Below are 25,574 nucleotides of genomic sequence, written 5' to 3' on the forward strand. Positions count from 1 at the left end.
TTCGATTTCGATGAACCGCAATCCCGACAAGCGGCAGGCACGGGACGTGCTTGCTTCGGGCTTGTGATGCGGGGTGTCGGGCGTATTCTTCATTGACGAAGTGAATCGGGTTCTGTTAATGAATAACCGAAACCGGTTGCGGTCGATTGTCTCGCTCTGAATATTTTTCGTAATAACAGGATGTAAAGTTATTTCATGGCTTGTGTGTATTACGAGCGTTCGTTCGATTCGACCATTGGCGAAACCGCATAGCATACGGGAGGAAGTGTCCATGTTCGACCTGTCTTGGTTTTCGTTGGAAGGCAAAGTGGCCGTGGTGACCGGCGGCAGCCGCGGTATCGGCCAGGCCATTGCCCAGGGGTTCGCCAAAGCGGGCGCCACGGTGGTGGTCACCAGCCGCAAGATCGACGATCTGGAAGAGACCGCCTCCCGGATCAAGGCCGCCGGCGGCGAGGCCCTGGCGGTTCAGGCCCATTTGGGCAAAATGCCGGAAATCGCGCGGTTGGTCGATACCGTAATGGAACGTTACGGACGCATCGACATTCTGGTCAACAACGCCGGCGCCAGCCCGGCCATGGCCTCGGTGCTCGATGCCGAGGAACGGCTCTGGGACACCATCATGAACCTGAACATGAAGGGGCTTTACTTCCTCAGCCAGGCCGCCGCGCGGATCATGAAGGAGAAAGGGGGCGGCAAGATCATAAATGTCGCCTCCATCGACGGCTTCCATCCCGAACGTACGGTGAGCATATACTCCATTTCCAAGGCCGGGGTGCGCATGATCACCAAAGCCTTTGCCTCGGAGCTGGCATCATTCAATATCCAGGTCAACACCATCGCGCCGGGCCCCATCCGCACCAAGATGATGGACTCCCACTGGCACGACCTGAGCCCGGAAGAAAAAGAAAAGGCGGTCAAGGCGACGGACCGCCTGATCCCCATGGGCCGCATCGGCGTGCCGGACGACATCGTGGGGGCCGCCGTCTACCTGGCGTCCTCCGCCTCCAACTACACCACCGGCACCGAAATCGTCATCGATGGCGCGGTGCTGCTGGCGCCGCTGATCGACGCGCCGGGGGTGCCGATTTAGCCAGGACGGCCCTCTGATGAAATGGGTTGTGGCTTTCGTTGCTGTTTGGGTCTAAAGTGATCCGACAATCGGTTACAAGTTCCGTTCATCAAAGATGCATGCGGCAGAGATGCATTCGGGTTGATCGGATGGTGTGCGGGAGGGTGCGCGGATATGGTGGGTGATGGTCGAGAAAAGGATGACACGCTTTTCCGTTGGGCCGATCAACTGCCCGATCCTCTCTGGCAGGACGTGCGGTCCCGGGACGGGCAGGAGGCTGCCCAATGCGTTGGGGCTACCCTGACCCAAAGCGTGTTCCAGGTGCCCATGCTGGGGCGCATTTACCAGGTGGACCCGGTCGCCCAGCGGATCACCATCTCCGTCGATCCCGATTACCGGGTGGGCTTCCAGTCCGGCGTCGTGCTGCTGTATGCGCTTGCCCGTTCAATGGGGGTGCCTCCCAGCGGCCGCATGGTCAGCCCCATGGAGTTGACCGGGGGTAAACTTTTCTTTCAAGGCGCCCACACCTTGGCCACCAGGCCCCTGGCCGAATGCTTTGCCGCGGACCCAACGACGCTGGCGGACAGGGCGAACGCCATGGGGGCCGAAGCCATCGGCGGCGCCGATTTCGCCGTGCGGATTCCGGGCTTGCCCCTTTTGCCCCTCTATGTGCTGTGCTGGCGCGGCGATGGAGAGGACGGCGCGCGAGCCTTCATCGGCATCGATGACCGGGCGCTGTTTCACCTGGACCTGGGTGCCGTCTTCGCCCTGACCAACGTGCTGGTCGGCCGGTTGACGCATTGAAGATGGCGGCGCGGCCGAATCTTTTTTATTGGAATGAAAACCACTTTGACGGAGTTCGTTGTTGAACAACCACAAACGGGGGAGGGCATTATGAGGAAATGGGTTGTATTGATGTTGGCGGCGGCGGCTTTCATGGTTTCAACCGGCACCGGTTCGGCCGATCTTCAAATCGGACAAATCCCCGAAACCATTGTGCTGGAAGAGAAACAGGGGGGACGGGTCGACGGCACGCCATGGCGCAGCGATGAGATTCGCGGCAAGGTGTCGGCCTTCTTTTATGTCGATCCGGACGTGGCCGACCTCAACGACGCCGCCAGCGAAGCCATGAAGGCCGAGGGGTTCCCCCTGGAACAGTATCAGTCCTTTGCCGTGATCAACATGGCCGCCACTTGGATGCCCAACTTCGCCATCAACCGAAGTCTGAAGAAGAAGCAGGAACAGTACCCCAACACCATTTACGTCCGGGACAACGAGAAACGACTGGTGGCGGATTGGGGCCTTTCGGACGACAACAACTGCCTGCTGGTTTTCGACAAGCAGGGCCGGTTGGTCTTCAGAAAAGACGGGCAACTGGATGAAACGGAAATCCAAACCATGATCGGGATCATCAAAGAAAATCTGAACCAATGAAGCGAACCGCCAAGCGGCGGAGAAGATGACGGGCATCCGCCCGGGATTGGAAACAGAACAATAATGGTACAAGAGATCAGGCCGGACCTCTTTCGCATCGAGGTGCCGTTGCCCAAAAGCCCGTTGAAGAGTTTGAACGCCTACGTGGTGCGCTCCAAGGAACGCCATCTGGTGATCGATACCGGGCTGAACCGTTCGGAGTGTTACGACGCCTTGACCGGCGGCCTCAAATCCTTGGGTGTGGATCTGCGCCGCACCGACTTTTTCATCACCCACCTGCATGCCGACCACTTCGGCCTGGTGTCCAAGTTGAAGACCGATACCAGCCGCATTTACTTCAACCGTCCGGACGCCGAGATCATCGAAATGCGCGGCGGATGGGAACCCATGATCCAGGCGGCCGCGCACAACGGTTTTCCGGAACATCTGCTGCGCAGCGCCCTGGAGCAGCATCCAGGGTACAAATTCGGCTCGGAGTGGATACCGGAACTGAAGTTGCTGGCGGACGGCGACATGGTGGAAGTGGGCGATTATCGCTTTCAGTGCGTGCAGACCCCCGGCCACACCTTGGGGCACACCTGCCTGTACGAAGCCGAAAAGAAACTCTTCTTGGCCGGCGATCACATCCTCATCGACATCACGCCCAACATCCAATGCTGGTCCGATACCCAGGACCCCCTGGGCCGCTACATCGAGAGCCTGGACCGGGTCGATCAACTGGAAATCGATCTGGTGCTGCCCGGCCACCGCCGGCTGATCGAAGATGCGCGGGCGCGGATCGCCGCCTTGAAACAACACCACCAACAGCGCTGCGATGAGATTCTCAATATCTTGAACGGCGTGCCCATGAACGCCTACGATGTGGCCGCCCGCATGACCTGGGACATCCGCTGCGATACATGGGATGATTTTCCCGTTCCCCAGAAGTGGTTCGCCACCGGCGAGGCCATCGCCCACCTGCGCTATCTGCAAGAGCAGGGCAAGGTGCGCCATTTGCAGCAGGAACAAAACACCATGTACGCCAAGCCCTGACGAAAAAAGCACCCCGGGAACCGTTCCATGGCCGGTCCCGGGGTGCACCATTGAAGGGATCGTTTTGCTTGCGGGCCGCTTGCTAATTTTGCGGCGGCATGATCAGGACGACCGCCGCCGCGAAGGCGGCGTTTCCGTCCGGGCAGGTGGACAACCTATTGAACAGCAGTTGATCGCCCGCTTGGATGGCCGTCAGGTCTGCAACGCGCGGGCCAACGCTGTGCGAGACGTTTCGCATGTCCATGATGCACGCTTCCTTCACCACATAGACCCGACCGGCATCCGTGCCCAAATAGCGGGATTCGGCATGCACTTGAAGGGCCGTTGTCCGCAGCGGACCGGGCAGTTGTGTGACCGCGTCGGCATTTGGTATCTCGATGGCTGCAATACGTAAACTGTTCAACGGTTCCATTGATGCACTCCATCGTAAGGCGGTCGGTTTCATAAAAAGTGGCGCTCCTTCTTTTCGATACCACCTGATCTGGTTGAATAAACGGCAGGTGACATCCACCTCGTTCTAACGGCTATTGTTCAATCGATACGCTTGTTACAGCGCCGGCGTCCAAAACAACAGTGTCCTGATAAAGCTCCAATTGCGAATCCGGATCCCATGCCACGATATCATAGTCGCCTGCCGGCAGGAGGAATTCCGATACGCCGCCGTCGCTTATCCTATCCGCTGTGACTTCCACCTTGGCGCCGCAAGCCTCGGATCTGATGCTGATGGCCGCATATGCCGCAGTCTGCAGATCGACCTCGACAGTTAAAGTAGCATATGCGTTGGCGCCATTTTCTTCGAGGGCATTCAAAGAAAGATCTTCTATCAAAACCACTTCACCGGCCGATACAATGATGCTGCATTGAACAGCAGTGGTGTAGCCGGGTTTACCGGCGACAATATTGTATGTACCGGGTTGGACCAAAATTGAAAATTCGCCCCTGGACAATCCGTCCCCATCGGAAGATGCGCCATCATCGGTCGGACTCGCCGCTTCAATTAGGACTTCCCGGGAAGGAAATAACGAAGTTAAGTCGGAGATCTGGGAACTGACCAAGGCATTCCCAAGCGCGTCTCCATTGTCATCCACCACCAGCCCCTCGATGATACCCATTTCGATGGTGTCGAGAACCTTGATGGTGGGTTTGAGCAACCACTTGCTGTTGCCCGCATTGACAATCGAACGGGATGCGTCGAAGTCCAAAAACAACCTGGTCAGTTGACTGTCCTTGATGGTAAAGGGACGAACCAACTTGATGCCGGTCTTTTGGGCGCTCGGCGTTTCCAATTCAGGGGTGTCATTTGTGTCGGCCATGATCAGATAGTTGGCGGAAGGATGGGGTTGGCCCAATATGTTCATACCGCCATCCGGCGTATCACCGAGGATAAGTCGCATTTGCGTATAATGCCCGGATTCCAATTCACTCAGACCCAACTTTTGCGTTACGCCATTGACCAGTTCCAGCAAGTTGTAGGTGGCTGCAGGCGTCGCGACGGTCTTCCAAGTGTCGGTACCGCCGTTGAGATTATTCTCGCCCATATGGACATCCACCCGGTCAATGGTGACGTAAACGGCACGATAGTCCAATGTCGTTGCATCGGTCAGATGCAGCGAAAGCGTGCCGCTGCCGCCATCCGAGGAGGCACTCGCGCTGCCGCTATCACCGCCACCACCGCACCCAAACAGGATTATCGCCATAAAGGATAAAAGCAATGCCGGTAGTATATTTTTCTTGTGTCTCATGTTGTCCTCCTTAAATCGATTTCTGTTTGTAAGCATTTGTGTGCGCCGGCACATATTTTCTCATGGAGTTATAACTATCGCACACACACCATTGCCTCGATGATGAGCTGTCCCTGGTGCCACCGGCCTGTCACGCGCACCCGCATGCCGATGGTGAGATCAGCCAGGAAGACTTCCCGCGAGACGGTTTTTTCGTCGATATCGTAGAAGTGAATGCCGGTGTTGACGGTGGTGTCCACCGGCACCTCCAGAATGTCAAATCGGTCGCCCGCGATGGCCGTCACCGGTCCTTCCAACTGGTAGATTCGGGTCGGGAAATTGCCTGGTGCCGGATGGACAAGAATGATGGCGGCCAGAACGTCGCTTTGGCCGACGATGTGGGCGTGGACCCGCACACTGTCGTCAATTTCGATATTTTCCAGACGGTCGGCGCCGGCAAGCACCCGCGTGGCTTCATCGGTGCGGATCAGCAAAGGCGACATGTTGCGCAGAGTTAGGGTGCGGTTAACGGCGTCGACATCTTCGACCATCGAAACCAACTGGATGCGGTCCGCAGCCCGGATGGTGTCCACCTGCAGGATTCTGTTCTGCAGGCGTCCCCTTGCCTGGAGACGGACCCCGGGAACAAGGTCCTGTGGCTGCAGACCATCAAAGAAGGTTGCCTGTTCGTCAATATGGATTGTGTAGGCGCCCAGGCGGGCCCGATTGGACGAGAGCCCTTCAATCAGAAAACCTTCCAAGGCAAAGTCGGTGATGTGGTCGAAGTGTTCCGGTGCAAAAGGTGCCAACGTTTCGGCAAGCAATATGTCTTCCTGCAACTGGCCGGTGATCGCCACCGAGGCACCGTCGACCGGGAAGGTGTTTCCGGGATTGTCGACATCACTGTAATCGACCTGCTGCCCGTTGATGTAAAAAGTCATTGCTTCGGGATCCAACCCGGACACCGTGCCTTTCAATGAGACCGGGCGTGCGGGTGAAGGATCCGGCGTATGCACGGTGATGTGCCCGGCGTGCACCGCGCCATCACCATCCACCGGGCCGCTGACCTCCAGAATCGTGCCTTTTGGTAAGCCGACGACAGTTGTCGTGTCGGGATGCCAACGGGTTTGGGCGTCGAGAATGACGGTCTGACCAAGAACGTCCAATGTGGGGTAATCGGCGTCGGAGGATGTTGCAATGGATTGCAGCGGCCCCCGCACACGATGAAAGGTGTCCACCCGGTCGGCTTGCCCTTGGGTGGCCCCCGTGGTCCGACCGTACACCACCACCTCGCGGCCCACCGGCAAAAGGGCGCGGGCATCGGCGTCGCCTTGCCCTCTCGGAACGCCTTCAACAAGGATTTGGGCCTGTTGCGTGTCGAAGCGCACGCCGTTGACCATGATGCTGCCATGGTCGGTCACCGTGCCCATGGAGACACCCGTGCCGCCGATGCCGCCGCTGGCATGGTAGTCGGTTCCCCCGCCACAGCCAAAAACGATGGCCGCCATCAATAGCGCCACCGCAAGGCGCCGGCGCACCATGACAGCATTGTCGTTCAATGCATTTTCAGGATTCATGATCCACCTTCTCCTGGAAATAGTAGATGCCGACACCCGCGGCATATCGCCCCGTGCCGTGGACCGCCGGGTTGTTGTCACGGTCTTGGGCGGACAACATTTGATCGAGGGTTTCGAGCAGCGCTTGGGACTGCTCGGTGGCCAGGCGGCGGAACGGTTCCAGCGCCTCGCGGGGCAGATTGTCATAGGCCACCTTGCGTTGCAGGCACCTTTCGTCCGGATCGGCTTTCAGGTTGTGTTCGATGGTTTGGATCAAATGGGCGACATCCGTTCCCAGGATGTGCAGTTGCATGGCATCGTCCGATGCCGGGATGAAGGCACGCATGCGCAGGTGGATGCGGCCGTCATCAGAGCACCGCACCGCGTCGGTGCGCTCCAGCTCGTCCAGCACGGCCCGGGCCGGCACATCGCCGCTGTACTTTTTAACCAGATGGGTGAAACCATCGGCACCCTCGCCGAATTCCAAATCAGCGGGGTTGCCCTCCGCATCGTGGAAGGCGGGGTCCTTGCGCCATCCTGCGATGACCCGGGTGGCGCGGTTGTACGTTTCCCCAACCCCGTCGACCGCTTCGGGAGGCTGGTTCATGGCCGCTTTGACCGCCTTGCGCGTGAGCCCGGTGAGCACCGCCACCCTGGAAATCGATTGTTTGCGTCCCTGCAAGGTAAATTCCTGCATCGCCACTCGGGTGAAGACCGCCTTGGCCATGTCGGCAAAGGTGCCATAGGAAACGCCGTTGCGGATCAGGATGCGCACCAGTGGCGTGAGGATTCGAACAACGGCATGTCGCAATGCGGGATGAGGCATCATTTGGAAAATCGTCCGTCCTTTGTCGCCCCGGCGTCTCACAGAACGTGAAAGCGGAATAGGGCGATGCAAATCGATTCGAGGAAGCCAGTTAATTGGGAAAATATTCCCAAAACTAAAAGTTGTCAAGTCGGCTCGCAATAGTGACATCGCTTGTTCTCGTACGGAGTGGAGAACCCTGGGGGCAGTTTAAAGTTTAAAGTTTAAAGTTTAAAGCAAGGAATTCTGCCGGTTAGATGGGGTGGGGGTGTGTAGGGGCGGACCTGTGTGTCCGCCCTTGGTGGTGGGGGCCTGGGGGGTGGATTGGGAGGCGGTTTGGGCGGATGCCTGGGGGGAGCACGCGGGCAGACACATAGGTCTTTTTCCTACCATTAAAGTGACTTGGCCTGTTCTCGCACGGAGGCGGGTGGGTCGGGGGGCTGGGGGATGCAATGCGTGCAGGCGCATAGGGGCCGTTATGGGGTGGGCGTAAGGCGTTTGGCCCGCACTGTTTGAGCGCAGCGAGTTTGCGGGCCGCCTGGAGCCCACCCCATTACGGCCCCTTGGCGCCAAAACGCGCATCACCCAGGCCCCCGGCCCACCCGCCGGCGGTCGCTCAACGCTCCCTACGAACCCTACGAACCCTACGTACCATGAACCTTGCGAACCATGCCAACCATGTGAACCATGCGCACAGCAACCTTTGCCAGGGCTGGAACTTGACATTCCATTTCGACGGCTTAAGAGTAAGAGCTGTCTTGCTTAATGGGTTACGGCGCCATTGCAGCCATTTATCTGAATAAGGAGAAACACTCATGGAAGAACAGACCTTTAAGATTCCCAATATCACTTGCGGCCATTGCACCCACACCATCGAGAGTGAATTGAAAGAGGTGCCCGGCGTCGTGCGGGTGGCCGGTGACGTGGCGGCCAAATCGGTCACCGTCGCCTATGAGGCGCCGGCCACGCGGGATGCGATTGTCGCCACCTTGAAGGAGATCAACTATCCGGCGGCCGAGTAGACGCCCGCATCAGCCGCAACGCTGCTGCAATTCTCCCGGAAGCGTTCTCATCAGCCGCAGGATGGCCACTTCCTTGGCCTTGGCCTCGATTTCCACGGTGATGTCCAGATCACGCCATTCGCAGGGAAAATCGGCCGGATCAATGAATTCGTGGTGCGGGCCGCAGGGGCCGGTCGGCCCTCTGTGTTGCGGGCTGGAGAGATGAAACAGGGGTTCGCGCCGCCAGGTGGCCAGTGCGGCGCGGGTGGCGTCGACGACGGAGAGGCCGTCGCGGAGGCATCGGTGGTGATGCAGATCGTAGACCAGCGGGACCTCGGTTTGGCGGCACACGGGCAGCAGGTCGGCGGGAGTGAAGACACGGTCGTCGTTTTCCAGGGTGATCCGTCCGCGCACCTCCGCGGGCAGCTGTTCGATGGCCTGCACCAGCCGTTTCAGGGCAACGGGCTTGTCACGGTAAGCGCCGCCGCCGTGCAGATTGATCACATCGGCATTGACCCATTCGGCCACCTCGGCCTGGTAGATCAGTTCCGCCAGCGAGCGTTGCACCACGTCCGGGGAGGGAGAGTTGAGCACGATGAATTGATCGGGGTGGAAGGTGGTGCGGATGTCGTGCTTGCGGCTGAAGCGCCCGCAGCGGCGGAAGAGGTCTACGAGCGACTTCGCATCCGGCAAGTCTTCCATGACGTAGCCCGCATGGGGATGGGTTTTGAGGGGCAGAATCTGGCTGTTGATGCGAAAATCGCCGATGCCGTTGGCATGGCAAAAGGCCAGTGCTTGATAGAGGGCTTCCGCGTTGTGCCGGATGATCTCCGCCAGGAGGCGCAACTGTTCGGGCCGTGGATTGGTCGAGAGATGCTTGGCCGTTGTTCGGCGAAAGCGGATGGGGGCTTCACGGAAAATGCAGCATAGGCCGAAACGGATCATCGAAGGCTCCTGGTGATCACTTCCACGTTATGATGCCGACAAGGGCTAGAACCAGCCCTTTTTTTTGAAGTAGACGAGCAAGCCCAGTGCCGTCAGGCCCATGATCCCCAAGGCGAAACCGTATCCCCAGCGCCACTCCAGTTCGGGCATGACCCTGAAATTCATACCGTAGACACCGGCGATGAAGGTCAGGGGAATGAAAATGGTGGCGATGATGGTCAGGGTTTTCATCACTTCGCTCATGCGATTGCTGATGGTGGACAAGTGCAGTTCGAGCACGCCCGCCAGCAGATCCCGGTAGGACTCGATGGTGTCCATGACCTGGATGGTGTGGTCATGAACGTCACGGAAGAAAATAGCGGTTTCCCGGTGGATCAGGGTGCTGTCCTGGCGGGCCAGGGCGGCGATCACTTCCCGCAGCGGCCATATCCGCTTGCGCAGGCCGATCACTTCCCGTTTGAGCGCATGGAGGCGGTGCAGGATCTCGGGTTTCGGGTTGTCGATGGTTTGTTCTTCCAGCTCATCGATGCGGGTGCCGATCTGCTCCAGGATGACAAAATAGTGGTCCACCACGGCATCCACCAAGGCATAGGCCAGGTAGTCGCAACCGCTTCCGCGGATGCGGCCGCGGTTCTTTTGCAGGCGTTCGCGCACCGGTGTGAAAACATCCCCCGTGGACTCCTGGAAAGAGATCAGCACCCGATCAGTAAGAATCAAACTCACCTGTTCTGAAATCACCCGTGCCTCTTCGGGAAGATAACGCAGCATGGGCAGGACGATATAGAGATAGTGATCGAAGCTCTCCAACTTGGGCCGCTGAGCCGTGTGCAGGATATCCTCCTGGGTCAGGGGATGGATCTTGAAGTGTTCGCCGATGCGGGCGATGACGGCTGTGTCGTGGATGCCGTCCACGTTTAGCCAGGTGTTGCGTGGGCCGTCGCAACAGGTCAGGGCTGCGGCCATGTTGATGTCCTGATGCGGGGTGACGGCGTCGGCGTCGTAATCGATGACCGTCAAGAATACCCGTTCGAGCTTCTGCTCGCCGATGTGCACCAGGGTGCCGGGTGAAGCACCGGCCTTGGCGGCGGCGCTATGGCGATACCGTCCAGCCATGAGCCTCCCTTTCAAGTGTGGTTGCGCAGTTGCAGGTCGATAGGATGGGGGTTGAGATAGGTCTGTCCGGCAAGATAGCTTTGATCGTATTTGCGCACATAGTGGTTGATCAAAGTGATGGGCACGATCAGGGGCACATGCCCTTGCCGGTACCGGGAGATGATTTCCAGCATCTCTTGTTTCTCCGCCGCATCCAGCTGTTTCTTAAAATAGCCGAGCAGGTGCTGCAGCACGTTCACATTCTTGGCCGGCGTGGTTTTCAGGGACAGGGCCTCCAGAAAAAGCCCTTCATAGCCGTCATACAGAGCGTCCACGGGTTTTGCTTTACCCTCGGCCACCAGTTTGCCCAGTTGGCGATAGTGATTGGGGCTGTGGGCCATCAGCAGCAATTTTTCGCGGGTGTGAAAGGCCACCAAGTTCCCCTGACGCTTTCCCGAGGCCAGGGATGCCCGCCAGCGGCGCAAAGCGAAGATGTTTTCAATGAAGTTTTCCCGCAGCTTGGGGTCGTGCAAACGTCCCTCCTCCTCCACCGGAATGCGCGGGAAGCGCTTGCTGAAGGCCGCCGCGAAGAGGCCGCTGCCGGTTTTGGACGGCATGCCGCCGCTGTTGTACACTTTTACCCGCCACATGCCGCTGCTGGGGGAGTCTTTCTTGAATATGAAACCGCACAGATCCTCATCGGCCAGTAGATCCAGCCGTTGCCTCACCCATTGTTGCATCCGCTCCGTGTGGTCGATACCGCTGCGCGTGGTCACCAGGCGCGGGTTTTGCACATCACCGACCAGACGCATGCTTTCCCGCGGAACGGGCAAGCCGCACTCCACTTCGGGGCAGACCGGCACGAACTGCACATAGCGACCCAGGGTCTCCTTAATGAAGTGGTCCAGCTTGTGGCCGCCGTCGTAGCGTACTGGGTTGCCCAACAGGCAACTGCTGATGCCGAGTTTGATGGCTTCATTCATTTCCTGGCTCCTATTTTTGCAGTGGTGGTGACGGTGATGACCCGGAGAGAGATGATGAAGGACACCGGCCATGCGGCCGAAAAATTCGATCCAACATTCCAAAGACACCTATACCGCACCGCCGTTTCGGGGTATATAGCATACGGTGGTCGCGAATGGTTTTTCGATTTCCAATGGGCAAGCCCCGACTCGGACTTTGTGGATAACCGCATAACAAAGACCCATCGACCCGCATGGACCAAAAAGATAAAGGATGATCCGAAATGTTGGCGCAAATCGATACCTTGATTCGAGAGAACACCCTTTGTGTACTGGCCACCGCCGGTAAAGAGGGGCCGCACACCTCCTTGATGGCCTATGTCGCTTCGTCGGACGGCAAACAGATTTTCCTCGTCACGCCCAAGGACACCTTGAAGTACCGTAATTTGTGCCATCAGCCCAAGGTGAGCCTGATGGTGGACACCCGGGAGCGGGCGCCTCGCGGCCAAGTGCAGGCGCTGACCATCAACGGGCTGGCCGTGGAAATGACCGTTCCGGCCGAGCTGGTGTCGACACGCGCCCTCTTCGAGGAGCAGCATCCCCATCTGCGTCGACTGATGCAGAGCGAGCAACTCGCCTTTATGCGGGTCGCTATCACCTCGGTGCAACTGCTTGACGGTCCGCAAAAGGCCCATTTCGTGCAAATGCCGCCGCAGCCGTGATCGGCGGCAGGAGCGACGCCCCATCGGAGGTACCGCTCCGAGCCGCCGCCATCGGCCGTTAAAGAGCCGCCCTAATCGGTTTCCTCCCCGGGCCCGATCAACGGCAACTCCTTGTCGATCTTGAAAAAGACCAGAAATCGCGGCCCCTCGTGCGGCTTGTCCTTCGGGTAGACCCGCCGTTTGAGTTGATCCAGCAGCTCGCTGTCCTGCTCCTCGCGGATTTTGGTCAGGAAGAAGCGTTTGCCCTGGTACCCCTCCGATCCCTCCCGGAAGAGATAGGCGGCATGGGGATTGCTCTGCAGATATTGGTGGCTCAGGCGGTCGTTCATGATGAAGGCCAAGGTGCCGTCCGCCATGACGTGGGGCCGGCTGTAAACGGCCGCATCCACGTTTCCCTGTTGATCGGCGGTGGCCAGCACGCCGAAGCCGCGGTTGTTTTCAAAGTACGCTTTCAGCTCCATCGTTTTCTCCTTGTGTAGGTGGTGAATGTTGTTTGTTGTTAGTGGTCCGTTGTGTCGGATTGCGCTGTCGGCGCGTGTGCGTGGACCGACCGCGGCAACGCGCAGGCCATGACGCTGCGGCTATCCATGGGGCGCACGGGTCCTGTCTGTCGCGCACCGGCGCTCCGTGCCATGGCTTTCAGCATACCCTGGTAGAGCCAAACATGAAATGGGTAGAGCAAGATCCAGTAAAAGATGCCGGCCAAACCGTGGGGCCGGAAACGCGCCAGCAAGCTGAGTCGGCTGCGTCCGGGGCCGGCGGGTTGGGTTTGCATGTCCAGCAGCGCCTCGCCGGGCATGCGCATTTCCGGCAACAAGGTCATGCGGCGGCCTCGCTCCAGGACCAGCACCCGCCAAAAGTCCAGCGCGTCACCGACGCCGATGGTTTCGGGGTGACGCCGCCCCCGCCGCAGGCCCACGCCGCCGGCCCAACGATCCAGCCGTCCCCGCAAGCGCCAGAGCGGTTTGCCGAAATAGTAGCCGGTGTCACCACCGATGCGGGCCACCACGGGCCAAACCTTTTCGGGGGGTAGATCCAGATCGATATGGTAGCCCAATTGGAACAAGGTGCCGCCGGCATAGGCCGCATCGCCGCAATAGGCCCACTCCGGCGGTTGCAGGTGGCCCGCATCGCTCCAGCAAGTCTCCACCTGCTTTTCGAGAATGCGGTCCAGGGCGCGGCGCATGGCCTGGCGGCAGTCGATCAAATCGATGGGCACCAGATCCCGAATGCGATGATCGCTGCAGGTGGTCGGCACGCTCAACCCCTCGGTCAAGGGCAGGGCGATGGCGGCAGGCACCGGGGTGACCAGGTGGATCCAGCGGGCGCTGAGCCGGGGCGTGAGCAGCGGTACCGGGATGACCCGGCGCCGGGGCAAGCCCGCCTCCTCGGCATAGAGGCGGATCAGGTCGGCGTAGGCGAGCACATCCGGCCCACCGATATCGAAGGTGCCGCCTTGCGTGGCGGGGTTTTGCAGGCAGCCGACCAAGTAATCGAGCACATTGGCGATGGCGATGGGTTGAGTGGGGGTGTGCACCCAACGGGGGGTGATCATCACCGGCAGCCGCTCGACCAGGTAGCGCAAAATTTCAAAGGAGGCGCTGCCGGATCCGATAATCATGGCGGCTTGCAGCACCGTGGTCGGAACCGGCCCGGATTGCAGAATCCGGCCCACCTCGTGGCGCGAGGCCAGATGATGACTCAGTTTGGGATGGCTCGCATCGCCCAAGCCGCCCAGGTAAACGATCTGTTCCATTTGGTTGTGCTGTGCGGCGTCGCGCATATTGAGGGCCGCTTGCCGGTCGGCTTCGGCATAATGGTCGTGCTGGGCCACCATCCCATGGACCAGGTAGCAGGCCGCCCGGCATCCACGCCCGGCCGCGATCACCGAGGCGGCATCCAACATGTCCCCGGCCGCCAGCGAGACACCCGCTGCATGGGCCCAGGGGCGGCAGGACAGCTTGTCCAGGTTGCGGCCCATGGCGCGCACCCGGTAGCCGGCCGCCAACAATCTGGGAATCAAGCGGCCCCCCACATAACCGGTGGCGCCGGTAACAAGAATCGGCTGGTCCGTTTTCATAGGCCATCACTTTCGTTGAACTTGTCAATAAGGCATTTGATGGATGTCATCGCACAAAACAGTGCTGATAGGCATTGTGCAACACTGCATACCCGCACTTGCATATCCTCTGCAATGGTTTATCATAAAAGTGAAAATTCCTTCCGCCCAAAACAGCCGATGAGGAGCATGCATGGAAAAGCATCACAAGTTTTCCATTTGGTACGTCATAATGGCCATCTGGGGTATTTTGCTGATTCACAATTTGATGATTTCCGCCTTTGCCATCGAAACCATTCCTTACAGTCGCTTTTTGCGATTGGTGCAGGAACAACGTATCACTGAAGTCTCCATCACCGAGAACCAGATTCAGGGCCGCATGGTTCCCGAAGGGGGCGTTGACGGCCGTAGTGTCCCCTTTCGCACCGTGCGGGTCGATCCCGAAATCTCCAAGCTGCTGGACGAACACGATGTCACCTTCAAAGGGGAGATCGAGTCCACCTGGCTGCGTGACATCCTCTCCTGGGTGTTGCCGGTGGCCTTGTTCGTGGGAATCTGGCTTTACATGATCAAACGTATCCAGGGGCAACAGCAAGGGTTCATGACCCTTGGTAAGAACAAGGCCAAAATCTACGTGGAAGACGAGGTGGGGGTCACCTTTGAGGACGCGGCCGGCGTGGACGAAGCCAAGCAGGAGTTGGTGGAAGTGATCGATTTTCTCAAAAAACCGGAACGCTTCACCTCCATCGGCGGCAAAATGCCGCGCGGCATTCTGCTGGTGGGGCCGCCGGGCACCGGCAAGACGCTTCTGGCCAAAGCGGTGGCCGGCGAAAGCGGTGTACCCTTCTTCAGCATGAGCGGTTCGGAGTTCGTGGAGATGTTCGTGGGCATGGGAGCGGCCCGGGTACGCGATCTTTTCAATCAGGCCAAACAGAAGGCCCCCTGTATCATCTTCATCGATGAGTTGGACGCCCTGGGCAAGGCTCGCGGCTTTGGCGGCATGGGCGGCCATGACGAGCGGGAGCAGACCTTGAACCAGTTGCTTGTGGAGATGGACGGCTTCGATGCCCAGGTGGGGGTGATTCTCATGGCGGCCACCAACCGACCCGAAATTCTCGATCCGGCGCTGATGCGTCCCGGACGCTTTGATCGGCAGGTGCTGGTGGATCGGCCCGACAAGAACGGCCGCGAGGCCATCTTGAAGGTGCACCTCAAGAACGTGCATCTGGACGATGATATCGATGTAGAGAAGGTCGCCGCCATGACCCCCGGCATGGTGGGGGCCGACCTGGCCAACCTGGTCAATGAGGCGGCGCTTCTGGCGGTGCGGCGCGACCGGCGGAAGGTGCGCATGGAGGATTTCGAAGAGGCCGTGGAAAGGGTGGTGGCCGGCCTCGAGAAGAAAAACCGGTTGATCAATCCCGAGGAGAAAAAAATCGTCGCCTACCATGAAGTGGGTCACGCCCTCGTGGCCATGGCCTTGCCCGGAACCGACCCCGTGCAGAAGATCACCATCATCCCGCGGGGCATCGCCGCTTTGGGGTACACCATGCAGGTGCCTACCGAAGACCGGTTCCTGATGCGCAAGACCGAACTGCTCAACAAGATCGCCACCCTGCTGGGCGGCCGGGCGGCGGAGGCCATTGTTTTCGACGATATTTCCACCGGCGCCCACAACGACTTGTCCAAGGCCACCGATATCGCCCGCAGCATGGTCACCCAATACGGAATGAGCGAGGCCATCGGACAAGTTTATCATGCCGCCGACCAACGCTCCCAATTTCTTTACCCCGGCATGGAGCGTCACGGCGAGTACAGCCAAGGCACGGCCGAGCTGATCGACCAGGAGGTGCGCGAGATCATCAACCGGCAGTACGAGGTGGCCCGTGATATCCTGCAAGCGCGTCGTGAACTGCTGGAGCGCAGCACCCAACGGCTGTTGGAGCAGGAAACCATCGCCGGCGAAGAGCTCAAGGCGATCGCCGAAGAGATCCGGCGCAACCGGTGATGCAGCCATGGGGTCAAGCTTTCCGGCCCCAGACCGCATAGACGGGATCGGACAGCCAATACCGACCGTAGTACTTGTCGTGGCTGGGCCGCTCCAGGCCGCGAATTGAATAGGTTTGCAGGTCCTGAAAAGCCGGGGTCCGACGGAAGTACTCCAACACCAGGCCCATGCGCTCGAATTCATGCAGCCGGGACCAGAGCGCGATTGCCTTGGGCGGAAACCAGCGATTGGAGAAGGTGACAATGAACCGCCCTCCCGGTGCGAGCACCCGGGCCACTTCATTCATGACCGCCAGCGGCGAGGTCAAATATTCCACCGAAGCGGTGCAGATCGCCACATCGTAGGAATTATCCGGCAAAGCAAGGGTGCTATCCGCATTCAGATCGTTCACACGGAAGTCGGTCAGTGCCTTGTTGCGCGACAGCTCGTAATCATTGAGACCGATGCCCGTCACCTGTTTCAAGGCGACCTCCGGCGGCAGGTGAGAGTCCCAGGCGGCCATCAAATCCAGAACACGCATGCCCGGCCGGACAAAACGCCCATACAGTTCCCGAACCACCTCCAGGGCCTGATCGTCCAAATGCTGCACCATGCGTGGTTTTTGATAGAAAAGGGGGTCCGGGGTTTCATCCGCGCGCACAAAATCCGCGGGCTCGAAAAAATCGGTGGGTTGGTCGCGCCAGGGCGCTTGCATGCCCACGCCGTCGGTCAGCAGCGCCATCCAATCCTGCATGCCGCCGCCCTTTTCCGTTCTCTTGGGGCTCAGGCCGCCTACAGTGACCGTCAGGGAAAGCGGGCGATCCGCCAGGGGATGATCCATGTCCACCGTAATATGGCCATTGTTGCATGCAACACAGCGAAACGGCGTTATATTGGCCCGGAAGATGCCGGTCATGTCCTTGAGCAGGCCCTTGGGATAAAAGCGCCCCATGCGGGGTTGGAGCGCGGGCGCGCCGATCCTTTCCGGTGCGAACTGCCGACGCGAAAGATCGCGCAGTTCGGGTTTTCGCTTGTCGACGAAAATCTCACCCGGCGCGAAATCCATGGTGAAACCATCGCCGGGTTGCAGGCCTTCAAGCCGATCCTTCAGCCGGCGGGGTAGCAGATCCCGCCAAAAATTGACCTGGCGCGCGGCATATCCGTCGGTATGCCGGATTGCATCGCTCGTCCAATTGAGTTGAAAAAACACGTCCGATAGATTGTCGGGTCCGATACGCATTGTAACACTCCCTTCGTGTGCTTTGTTTGACACGTAAGGTGTTGTCGATATCCGGATGTGCAACCGGAGCAGATGAGGGGGGTAATGGTAGGCAGAACCTACCGAAGGGAAGCAGTCGTCACTGTATGGATGCCATGGCGATCAGGTGGGAGCGCAGGTTGGTGCCGGCATTTTGCAATCCCAATTTGCGGCGCAGGTTCTTGCGGTGAAAATGGACCGTGGTGTCGGAGACATTCAAGATTTCGGCAATCTCCTTGCTACTGCGGCCGTCTTTGACCAAGGTGGCCACCTGCAGCTCCTGGGGCGTGAGCACGATGTGGATATTGGACAGCCGTTGGAGCATGGGGGAAACGATGTTTTGCAGGTGGGATTCGATGATATCCACGGCGGTGCGGTCTTTTCCCCGCAAAGGGGCGCGTTTGAGCTTTTCGATGTAGGGGAAGATCAACTCCTTGATGTTGGCCAGCACTTTTTCTTCGAGCTCCTGCTTGTCCGATTCCCGTTGTCGGAGCAACACCTTCAGGGCGATGTTGGTCTCTTCCAGCTGTTGCTTTTGTACTTCAATGTCGATTTTTCCTTGTCTGAGCGCCTCTTCGGCCAGTTTGAGTTGTGTTATCTCTTCGTGGCTCACCACAACCAACGGCGGCGCGACCGACGTCACGCGGAGCACCCGCATGTAGTACCAATGTTGCGCCGTCGGCGAGTGGCATGGATAGTCGTAGAGAAACTCCTCTGTCTCGCCGCGGATGACCTCGCGGATGCCGGCGGCCGCCGCATGCGCGTGAGCCGCATCCTCGCCCGTGGCGGCATCGCACACGGCCAGGTAGTTGACGCCGATGAAATCGACGGTACTGTCCGCTTTTTCTTCGGCGGCAAAGGCTTGCCAAGCCCGGTTGGTTTCCAGAATCACCCCTTGTTCATCCAGTATGGCGATGTGGGCCGAAAGGGCGTTCAGCACGGCGGGACCCAACGGATCGGCGAAACTGCGAGGTGCCGGCCGTTTGGTGGCGTCGGGTGTCTCTGTTTTCATGTTCGCGTCATCCTGTTGTTGCGTGCGGTGCCGCAGGGCGGATGGGCGCCGCCGCCGAAGCCGCTTGCCGCCAATGCCCGGATGGGCTAAACATCGAACCAAGGGCATTGCCCGATTGGGTGGTGCCGGCAGCACAATGAGTAACACCAGAATAAACCAGAGGAACCGGGAATGCAAGCGGACGATGAAAGGAGTGGCCATGATCATTCCGTATAACGGTAAACATCCGGTGATCGGAAGGAATGTCTACATCGCACCCACCGCCGTGGTGATCGGGGATGTGGTGATCGAGGAGGGGGCCAGCATCTGGTTCGGTGCCGTGGTCCGGGGCGATACGGACCGCATCACCATCGGTGCCCGCACCAACATTCAGGACCAGTGCGTGCTGCACCTTGATCCGGGCTGCCCTTTGACCATTGGTGCCGATGTGACCGTCGGGCACAATGCGGTGGTGCACGGGTGCACCCTCGAAGACAAGGTGTTGATCGGCATCGGCGCCGTGGTGCTCAACAACGCGGTGGTTCGAACCGGTGCCGTGGTGGCCGCCGGCGCGCTGGTGCAGGAGGGACAGCAGATCGATGCTTGTCACTTGGCGGCCGGCGTGCCGGCCAAGATCAAGAAGGATTACGGTAAGGCGCGACTGGCCGTGAATGTGCACGAGGCCGAGGTGTACGTGGGGCTTTCCAAGGCTTATCGGCAGCACAAGTCCTGAACAGTGGTTGCGGACACGGGTTGGGCGGCGTGACTACCGAGAGGCGCCGGCCACCTCTTGCAGGAAATCGGCGATGGCCTGCAAATATTGGGTCATGCCCACGAAAAACAGGTCGTTGTGGTCGGCGCCGTCGATGCGCAGCAACCGTTTGCGGATGCCCGCGCTCGCTTCGTAAAGCGCCTTGCCGTCGGCATAGGGAATGATGTGGTCGTGCTGGGCATGGATGATCAGGGTGGGGCCGGCGTATTGAGCGATCTTGTCGATGTTGCGGAATCCCTGCTGCTCTTTGAATCCGATACGTTCCACATCGACCCCCAACAAGTGCAGCAGCGGCGCGGCGAAAGCAAACCCGCTTTCGATGATCAGGCCTGAGATGGCATCGGTACGGGATGCGGCCAGCTCCAGGGCCGGCGCACTGCCCAGGGAGCGTCCCATCACCACCAGGGGGCCGCTGTAGCCGTGACCGGCGAGCCAGTTGAGGGTGTAATCGAGGATCGGATGGCTGTCGGCGAGCATGGCGCTGACGGTGGGGGTGCCGTCGGAGCGACCATAGCCCCGGTAGTCCACGGCCAGCAGGTTGATGCCGATGCGATTGAACAGGGGGCCGATGTCGTCGTAGTCGGACACGATCTCCCCGTTGCCGTGGAAGAAGAGAATGTTGCACCCCTCAGGAGACAGCGTGTAAAACCGGCCGCCGACGGCGGTGTCGGTGGCGACGGGAATCAGGTGATCCTTTGCCGGATCGGCGGGCCGACCCCATTCGCTGCGCGGGTGAAAAATGGCGTTGCACACCTCTGGTCGGTCCAGGATGTTTACATCGTCAGGGGCGGTAGGCGACATTGGCAAGGCCTTTCGGGGCATGTCCAAGGATCGGAGCGGTGCGGTTCATGAAGGCGTCGGTCGGCGGTATCGCCACAGAAGCCGCGCGCCATATGCTATTGCCGACATCCGGGCTCCCGTGTCGACCGGGCCCGGGAACTATGCGATCAAGCGTTGGTCGCCGGATCCGGCGGGGTTTGCGCGGGTCCGGCGATGGCCGCCTGGACACGGTTCAGCCCCAGGGCGGCCTCTTCGTCTTCCGACAGATTGGCCAGTTCCCTGAGTGCTTCCCGGATCTCCTTGGATCCTTCTTGGTACAAGGCGGCGATGTTGGCGTGCTCGCGCCGCACTTCGCGCAAGGAGAATCTGCCGCCCGTGTTTTGCAGGTGCTTTGTGACGATGTCGCGGACCGCTTCCCAACTGTCCCGGCGGGTCTGGTTGAAAAGGGGGGTCAAACTGTCGATCTGCTTGATGGTTTTGCGATGAAAGCGTTTGTAGAAGAGGTGGCGCAGAAATGTGGCCCAGAGACCGAGGAACAGTAGCGCCGTGCCGCCGCCGATGGCGGCCTTGAGGTAGATGTCGGTACCCATCAGGGGCGGCACGACGAAGGTGAGGCCGATGGCGCCCCCGCCTGCGAGTATTCCGTACACCAGGGCTGTGAGAAACCCCTTGGCACTGAAGCGGCGGGTTTTCTTGCGATAAGCGATCAGTGCTTCCAACAGATGGGCGAGGCGCTGGCCATGGGTTTCCACGAAGGAGGCCAGGTTGTCCAGTCGATAGGTGGGCGCTTGTTGCACCGCCTTTTTCAGCTCCTCGCGCTGGTTCTCCAGGTAGCGCAAATAGCTCAGATCCCGGCTCTCCTTTTGTGCTTCGGCTTCCTGTTGGGCATAGGTCAGATGGATCATGGGGATGTCCTTGCGCCCGGTGATTTGGGAGAGGTTCCAACACAAGGTGCCGTAGACGCGCAGCAGATCGATCATGGAGGCGCATTCGTCGATGCGGTTGAGGACGAACAGCACCCGGTCTTCAAAGGTGCGCGAAGGCAGGGTTTCCCGCAGGCTGGTGTGTGCCTCGCGTACGGTGCCGGCCTTGTGGGGATCGAAGAGCACCAATACCAGATCGACGATCTGGGCCAGATCGCCGATCACTTCCTGGTAATCATAACCCCGGTCCCGCTCGGTGATGCTGTCGAGCATGCCCGGGGTGTCGATGATGGCCAGGTTTTTCAGGAAGGGGGCGTTGACCTTTTTCAGACGGAAGTGGGCGGCAAAGCGCTGGCCGTGCTTTTTCAACGATTCGAAGGGGTATTCCGAATCGTTGAGAAGGTACTTGCCGTCACGGGTTTCGGTTACCTGTGGCGGTGCGTCGGCCGGCAGGCTGTCGTCGTAGGTGATCACCGTAAAGGAGTCGTCGGTGGGCGCCTGGCCGGTGGCTTGGACCTTGAGGCCCAGAAAATCATTGATCAGGGTCGATTTGCCCGATGAATAGCTACCCAGTACCAAGACTTGGGGCCGCCATTTGATGGTGGTTTCCAAGGGTACATCGCTGTATCCGTAGCGCAGCGCCACCGGCGTCAGCTGCTCGGCCACCATCTCCAGCATTTCCGATCGAAGGGCTTTGATGTAGTTGTCCCGGTACATCCACTATTCCTCGCGTATTGATTTGATTTCCAATACACTTATAGGCAATGACCGGGAATAAATCAACCACAGCCGCAACCGCAATCGCAATCGCCGCCGCAGGCCGTCATGCGGGCCATGGTTTTGACCACTTCGCCGTTGTCCGCCTTCGTTGCGCTTAATACCCGCACACGCAGTTCGAAGGGGGGCGCTGCCGGCAGGTGGGGGGTCAGATCGCACTGCAAGTGGCCGAACAGGCGCATGGCGGCGCCGGGTTGCACTGCCACGGTTGCTTCCTCACCGGGTACTTTGCCCATCAGTTGCTGTTCAAAAGGGGTGAGCCCTTCGACGCCCAGGCCGACGATAATCGTCAAGGGCGTTTCCGATACGATATCGGATGGCGCATCGGGGTGCGGCGGACTGGCGTAAACCGCCAGTTGCACTTTGTCCAACGGTTGGATGGCGCGCGGCATTTCTCTTTTTCCTTTGCACCGGCGGTCAGCGGGTGTTTCAGGCAACCCCGCCTTCCACTTGGGTTCGTATCAACATCGTGGCCGGATCGAGGACCAGCGGTGGTTGGGCTTCCGGCAGCGTGCAGCCTTTGAGGGCTTCGATAAAAACCGTCTCCCCTTTGGGTTGCAGAGCGATGGCGACATCGAAGAGATCCTGCACCGGGGAGAGCTGGACGGGCAGTCCGTCCTCGGCAGGTGCCTCGTGGCGGTGGGTGGTGACGGTGAACCAGACCGGCACGGCCAGTTGGCCGGCCAGATCTTTTAGTGCTTCAAGCAAAGGGTGCGCCTCGGGATCGAAAGGGTAACCATCGATGATGATCATGTCGGGCTGGAAGATGTTCTGGGCTGTCAGGTCGGTCAAGCGTTCCTGCAACTTGGGAAGACTGAAACCCTCCACCTGAAAGGTCATGATCAGGCGGTGGGGTAGCATGGTGTCCCACAACTGTTGCATGTCATTGACCTGGTAATGCTGCGCCAGGCGGTGAACCACCTCCCGGTACCAGATGTCGACCTTGCCCACCGGTTCGTTGAGGCTGATGTGCAGCACCTTGCGGCCCCGCAACATGGTGTTCAGGGCGATTTGCACAATCAAGGCGGTTTTCCCCACTCCCGCCCGTGCCAGCACGGCACCGAAGCGGCCCGGACCGACGATGTCTTCGTTCTCCTGGCCCAACAGCCGCAGGGGATTGCGCAGTATCAAATCTTTGGTCAGCATTATCAGATTCCTTTCTTTGAGGCGAATCACACGACCGGTCGAGGTACCCGGCGCCGGCCGGTCGGGCCGGGAACGGCGACGGGCGAGACGATCCGCCGGAAGTGCCTCCGAATCCAGCTTGAGCATGGGCGATAGACTCCCTTAGGCCACTTTCTGCTTCTTTTCGGCGACCTTTTTGGCGATCTCCTCGGCGATGGATTGGGGCACCTGTTTGTAAGCGGCGAACTCCATCGTGAATTGCGCCTTGCCCTGGGTGAGGGAGCGCAAGATGGTGGCATAGCCGAACATTTCCGCCAGGGGTACCTGGGATTCGATGATGCACATGACCCCCTCGTCCTGGGCACCGAGAATCATACCGCGTCTTTGATTGAGAGAGCCCATGACCGCCCCTTGGTATTCGGCCGGCGTTTCCACCACCACCTTCATGATCGGCTCCTGGACGATGGGCTTGGCCTTGGGATAAACCTCGATGAAAGCACCGCGGGCCGCCGCCTGGAAAGCCATGTCCGATGAGTCCACGCTGTGGGAGGCACCGTCGTTGAGCACCACGCGAATACCGGTCACCGGGAATTCCAGCTTGGGCCCCTTGGCCATGCAGTTGCGAAAACCCTTTTCGCAGGCCGGGATGTATTGGGTCGGTACCGAACCGCCGGTGACCTGGTTGTCGAAAATGAAATCGGCTTCGCTGCAAGGTTCGATATAGCCTGCAACGCGGCCGTATTGGCCCGAACCGCCGGTCTGTTTCTTGTGGATGTAGTCGAATTCGGCCCTCTGGGTGATGGTTTCGCGATAAGCCACCTGGGGGGCGCCGGTGGTGACGATGGCGCTGTACTCACGGCGCATGCGCTCGATGTAAACATCCAGATGCAGCTCGCCCATACCCGAAATGATGGTTTCGCCGGTCTCGTCGTTGACATGGGTCTTGAAGGTGGGGTCCTCTTTGGAAAATCGGTTCAACGCCTTGGACATATTGATCTCCGACTTGTGGTCCTTGGGAGCGATGGCCAGGGAGATCACCGGTTCGGGTACGTACATGGAGGTCATGGTCAGGGTCACCCCCGGTGTCACGAAGGTGTCGCCCGAGGCGCAGTCGACGCCGAACATGGCGCCGATGGCGCCGCTGCCCAGGGCCGGAATGTCTTCCATCTGGTCGGCATGCATGCGCACCAGACGTCCGATCTTCAATTTCTTGCCGGTGCGCACGTTGATCACCGTGTCACCCTTTTCCAGTTTGCCCTGGTAGACGCGGATATAGGTCAATTGACCGTATTGGCCGTCTTCCAGCTTGAAGGCCAGCGAAACGGTGGGCAAGGCGTTGTCGGGTTGCAGGTTCACGGGAGCTTCTTCGGCATTCAGATCCAAAGCCTGGTTGATGACATCCTTGGGGCTGGGAAGTAAATCGATGACGGCATCCAGCAGGGGCTGCACCCCTTTGTTTTTGTAAGCGGAACCCATGAATACCGGTGTCAATTGGCGCTGCAATACACCGGCGCGGATGGCGCCGAGGAGCATCTCGGTGGTCACCGGCGCCTCTTCCAGAACCGCTTCGGTCAATTCGTCGGAGAACATGGTGGCCGCGTCGATGAGCTGTTCGCGGTATTCGTCGGCCATCTCCCGCAATTCGGCAGGAATCTCCAGCTCTTCGATGGTTTCGCCGTTGTCGCCACGGAAGTAGAGCGCCTTCATCCGCACAAGATCGACAACCCCCTGGTGGTCGGCCTCCAGGCCGATGGGGATCTGCATGGCCACCGCGTTGTGCGCCAACTTGTTCTTCAACTGTTCGATCACCCGGAAAGGGCTGGCGCCGCTGCGATCGCACTTGTTGACGAAGGCGATGCAGGGCACATTGTAGCGTTTCATCTGGTGATCCACGGTGATCGATTGGGACTGCACCCCGCCGACGGAACACAACACCAATATGGCGCCGTCCAACACCCGAAGGGACCGTTCCACCTCGATGGTGAAATCCACGTGGCCCGGTGTGTCGATAATGTTGATGTCGTGCCCTTTCCACTGGCAGTAGGTGGCGGCCGAGGCGATGGTGATGCCGCGTTCGCGCTCCAGCTCCATGGAGTCCATGGTGGCCCCGACGCCATCCTTGCCCTTGACGTCATGGATGGCGTGGATGCGTTGGGTGTAGAAAAGCACCCGTTCGGTCAAAGTGGTCTTGCCCGAATCGATGTGGGCGCTGATGCCGATGTTGCGCAGATGCCGGATGTTGGTTTTCATGTGCTACATTCCTTATCGTTTTACAAACAAAACAATCGTCCGGGGGTCGTTCCGCTGTCCGGCAGGCAACATGCCACGGCGGCAGGGGGCCGACCCCGTCCGAGGATCCATTTTGACGCGATCCTTTCGAAGTGTTGTCTCCGAAAGGGATTGTGCTGCTTTCCGCCCGCTATAAGTCGATGGTTACAAGGGGAGAAGGGTCAGCTGCCAGGTACCGACGGAGAAACAAAAACCCTCATCTGGTGAAATTGCCAAATGAGGGGCGTTCAATTCAACTTGATAAACGCATCTAATAGATAAGATGTGCGGGGTT

24 protein-coding genes are annotated in these 25,574 nt (G+C 59.4%); 8 read left to right on the top strand and 16 right to left on the bottom strand.

Features of this window, described 5'->3' with window-relative positions; translation table 11 throughout:
• Positions 1-271 precede the first annotated feature (271 nt).
• The 4 genes from MRX98_RS05545 to MRX98_RS05560 all read left to right on the top strand — a co-directional run bounded on the left by MRX98_RS05545 (position 272) and on the right by MRX98_RS05560 (position 3,535).
• Positions 272-1,090, top strand: a complete 819-nt coding sequence (locus tag MRX98_RS05545) for an SDR family NAD(P)-dependent oxidoreductase (RefSeq protein WP_246903760.1) — start codon at positions 272-274, stop codon at positions 1,088-1,090.
• Between the two features lie 153 nt (positions 1,091-1,243).
• Positions 1,244-1,873 carry a DUF3786 domain-containing protein gene (locus MRX98_RS05550; RefSeq protein WP_246903762.1) on the top strand — a complete coding sequence of 210 codons (630 nt, stop codon included), beginning with the start codon at positions 1,244-1,246 and terminating at the stop codon, positions 1,871-1,873.
• 90 nt (positions 1,874-1,963) lie between these two features.
• Positions 1,964-2,503 (top strand): YtfJ family protein, encoded by a 540-nt coding sequence (locus MRX98_RS05555; RefSeq protein WP_246903764.1) that lies wholly within the window; start codon positions 1,964-1,966, stop codon positions 2,501-2,503.
• 63 nt (positions 2,504-2,566) lie between these two features.
• Positions 2,567-3,535, top strand: a complete 969-nt coding sequence (locus tag MRX98_RS05560) for an MBL fold metallo-hydrolase (RefSeq protein WP_246903766.1) — start codon at positions 2,567-2,569, stop codon at positions 3,533-3,535.
• 82 nt (positions 3,536-3,617) lie between these two features.
• Here MRX98_RS05560 and MRX98_RS05565 read toward each other — a convergent pair whose 3' ends face one another.
• From MRX98_RS05565 to MRX98_RS05580, 4 genes are all read right to left on the bottom strand, one after another.
• On the bottom strand, positions 3,618-3,947 hold the full coding sequence (locus MRX98_RS05565; RefSeq protein WP_246903768.1) for a hypothetical protein: 330 nt from the start codon (positions 3,945-3,947) through the stop codon (positions 3,618-3,620).
• Positions 3,948-4,059: 112 nt separating this feature from the next.
• Complete coding sequence (locus MRX98_RS05570; RefSeq protein WP_246903770.1) at positions 4,060-5,277, bottom strand: DUF4382 domain-containing protein; 1,218 nt, start codon at positions 5,275-5,277, stop codon at positions 4,060-4,062.
• A 74-nt stretch (positions 5,278-5,351) separates the two neighbouring features.
• Positions 5,352-6,833, bottom strand: a complete 1,482-nt coding sequence (locus MRX98_RS05575; RefSeq protein WP_246903772.1) for a DUF5666 domain-containing protein — start codon at positions 6,831-6,833, stop codon at positions 5,352-5,354.
• The gene (locus MRX98_RS05580; protein ID WP_246903774.1) at positions 6,823-7,641 is read right to left on the bottom strand and encodes a DUF6502 family protein; all 819 of its coding nucleotides are present in this window, start codon (positions 7,639-7,641) and stop codon (positions 6,823-6,825) included. The genes MRX98_RS05575 and MRX98_RS05580 overlap by 11 nt, the downstream gene beginning before the upstream one ends.
• Positions 7,642-8,432: 791 nt before the next feature.
• On the opposite strand from MRX98_RS05580, the gene MRX98_RS05585 reads away from it, so the two are divergent.
• Entirely contained in the window at positions 8,433-8,639 is a 207-nt protein-coding gene (locus MRX98_RS05585; protein ID WP_246903776.1) for a heavy-metal-associated domain-containing protein, read from the top strand.
• 9 nt (positions 8,640-8,648) lie between these two features.
• On the opposite strand, the gene uvsE is transcribed toward MRX98_RS05585, so the two are convergent.
• The 3 genes from uvsE to MRX98_RS05600 are packed head-to-tail and all read right to left on the bottom strand — an operon-like array spanning position 8,649 to position 11,638.
• A complete protein-coding gene (gene uvsE, locus MRX98_RS05590; RefSeq protein ID WP_246903778.1) occupies positions 8,649-9,563 on the bottom strand; it encodes a UV DNA damage repair endonuclease UvsE in 915 nt (304 codons plus the stop codon).
• Positions 9,564-9,608: 45 nt separating this feature from the next.
• Entirely contained in the window at positions 9,609-10,676 is a 1,068-nt protein-coding gene (corA, locus tag MRX98_RS05595) for a magnesium/cobalt transporter CorA (RefSeq protein WP_246903780.1), read from the bottom strand.
• 11 nt (positions 10,677-10,687) lie between these two features.
• The gene (locus MRX98_RS05600; protein ID WP_246903782.1) at positions 10,688-11,638 is read right to left on the bottom strand and encodes a YbgA family protein; all 951 of its coding nucleotides are present in this window, start codon (positions 11,636-11,638) and stop codon (positions 10,688-10,690) included.
• Positions 11,639-11,901: 263 nt separating this feature from the next.
• Between MRX98_RS05600 and MRX98_RS05605 the strand changes: the two genes are divergently transcribed.
• Positions 11,902-12,339, top strand: a complete 438-nt coding sequence (locus MRX98_RS05605; RefSeq protein ID WP_246903783.1) for a pyridoxamine 5'-phosphate oxidase family protein — start codon at positions 11,902-11,904, stop codon at positions 12,337-12,339.
• Positions 12,340-12,410: 71 nt separating this feature from the next.
• Here the strand turns inward: MRX98_RS05605 and MRX98_RS05610 are convergent, their stop codons facing one another.
• Together MRX98_RS05610 and MRX98_RS05615 are read right to left on the bottom strand one after the other, a co-directional pair.
• On the bottom strand, positions 12,411-12,800 hold the full coding sequence (locus tag MRX98_RS05610) for a pyridoxamine 5'-phosphate oxidase family protein (RefSeq protein ID WP_246903785.1): 390 nt from the start codon (positions 12,798-12,800) through the stop codon (positions 12,411-12,413).
• A gap of 38 nt (positions 12,801-12,838) precedes the next feature.
• Positions 12,839-14,419, bottom strand: a complete 1,581-nt coding sequence (locus MRX98_RS05615) for an SDR family oxidoreductase (protein ID WP_246903787.1) — start codon at positions 14,417-14,419, stop codon at positions 12,839-12,841.
• Positions 14,420-14,591: 172 nt separating this feature from the next.
• Here MRX98_RS05615 and ftsH point away from each other — a divergent pair, with 172 nt between their 5' ends.
• Positions 14,592-16,406 carry an ATP-dependent zinc metalloprotease FtsH gene (gene ftsH, locus MRX98_RS05620; RefSeq protein WP_246903789.1) on the top strand — a complete coding sequence of 605 codons (1,815 nt, stop codon included), beginning with the start codon at positions 14,592-14,594 and terminating at the stop codon, positions 16,404-16,406.
• A gap of 13 nt (positions 16,407-16,419) precedes the next feature.
• Here ftsH and MRX98_RS05625 read toward each other — a convergent pair whose 3' ends face one another.
• Positions 16,420-17,625, bottom strand: coding sequence for a methyltransferase domain-containing protein (locus MRX98_RS05625; protein ID WP_246903790.1), 1,206 nt, complete (start codon positions 17,623-17,625; stop codon positions 16,420-16,422).
• Positions 17,626-17,743: 118 nt separating this feature from the next.
• Complete coding sequence (locus MRX98_RS05630; protein ID WP_246903792.1) at positions 17,744-18,655, bottom strand: helix-turn-helix domain-containing protein; 912 nt, start codon at positions 18,653-18,655, stop codon at positions 17,744-17,746.
• A gap of 199 nt (positions 18,656-18,854) precedes the next feature.
• On the opposite strand from MRX98_RS05630, the gene MRX98_RS05635 reads away from it, so the two are divergent.
• Positions 18,855-19,367, top strand: a complete 513-nt coding sequence (locus MRX98_RS05635) for a gamma carbonic anhydrase family protein (protein WP_246903794.1) — start codon at positions 18,855-18,857, stop codon at positions 19,365-19,367.
• A 33-nt stretch (positions 19,368-19,400) separates the two neighbouring features.
• On the opposite strand, the gene MRX98_RS05640 is transcribed toward MRX98_RS05635, so the two are convergent.
• From MRX98_RS05640 to fusA, 5 genes are all read right to left on the bottom strand, one after another.
• Entirely contained in the window at positions 19,401-20,207 is an 807-nt protein-coding gene (locus MRX98_RS05640; protein WP_246903796.1) for an alpha/beta hydrolase, read from the bottom strand.
• A 146-nt stretch (positions 20,208-20,353) separates the two neighbouring features.
• Positions 20,354-21,826, bottom strand: coding sequence for a dynamin family protein (locus tag MRX98_RS05645; protein WP_246903797.1), 1,473 nt, complete (start codon positions 21,824-21,826; stop codon positions 20,354-20,356).
• Between the two features lie 62 nt (positions 21,827-21,888).
• On the bottom strand, positions 21,889-22,278 hold the full coding sequence (locus tag MRX98_RS05650) for a peptidylprolyl isomerase (protein ID WP_246903798.1): 390 nt from the start codon (positions 22,276-22,278) through the stop codon (positions 21,889-21,891).
• A gap of 37 nt (positions 22,279-22,315) precedes the next feature.
• Positions 22,316-23,032, bottom strand: coding sequence for an AAA family ATPase (locus tag MRX98_RS05655; RefSeq protein ID WP_246903799.1), 717 nt, complete (start codon positions 23,030-23,032; stop codon positions 22,316-22,318).
• A gap of 141 nt (positions 23,033-23,173) precedes the next feature.
• Positions 23,174-25,261: an elongation factor G gene (fusA, locus tag MRX98_RS05660; RefSeq protein WP_246903800.1), complete on the bottom strand. Its 2,088-nt coding sequence runs from the start codon at positions 25,259-25,261 to the stop codon at positions 23,174-23,176.
• Positions 25,262-25,574 lie beyond the last annotated feature (313 nt).

This window comes from Desulfatitalea alkaliphila, from assembly GCF_022968795.1.
Classification (GTDB): Bacteria; Desulfobacterota; Desulfobacteria; order Desulfobacterales; family Desulfosarcinaceae; genus Desulfatitalea; species Desulfatitalea alkaliphila.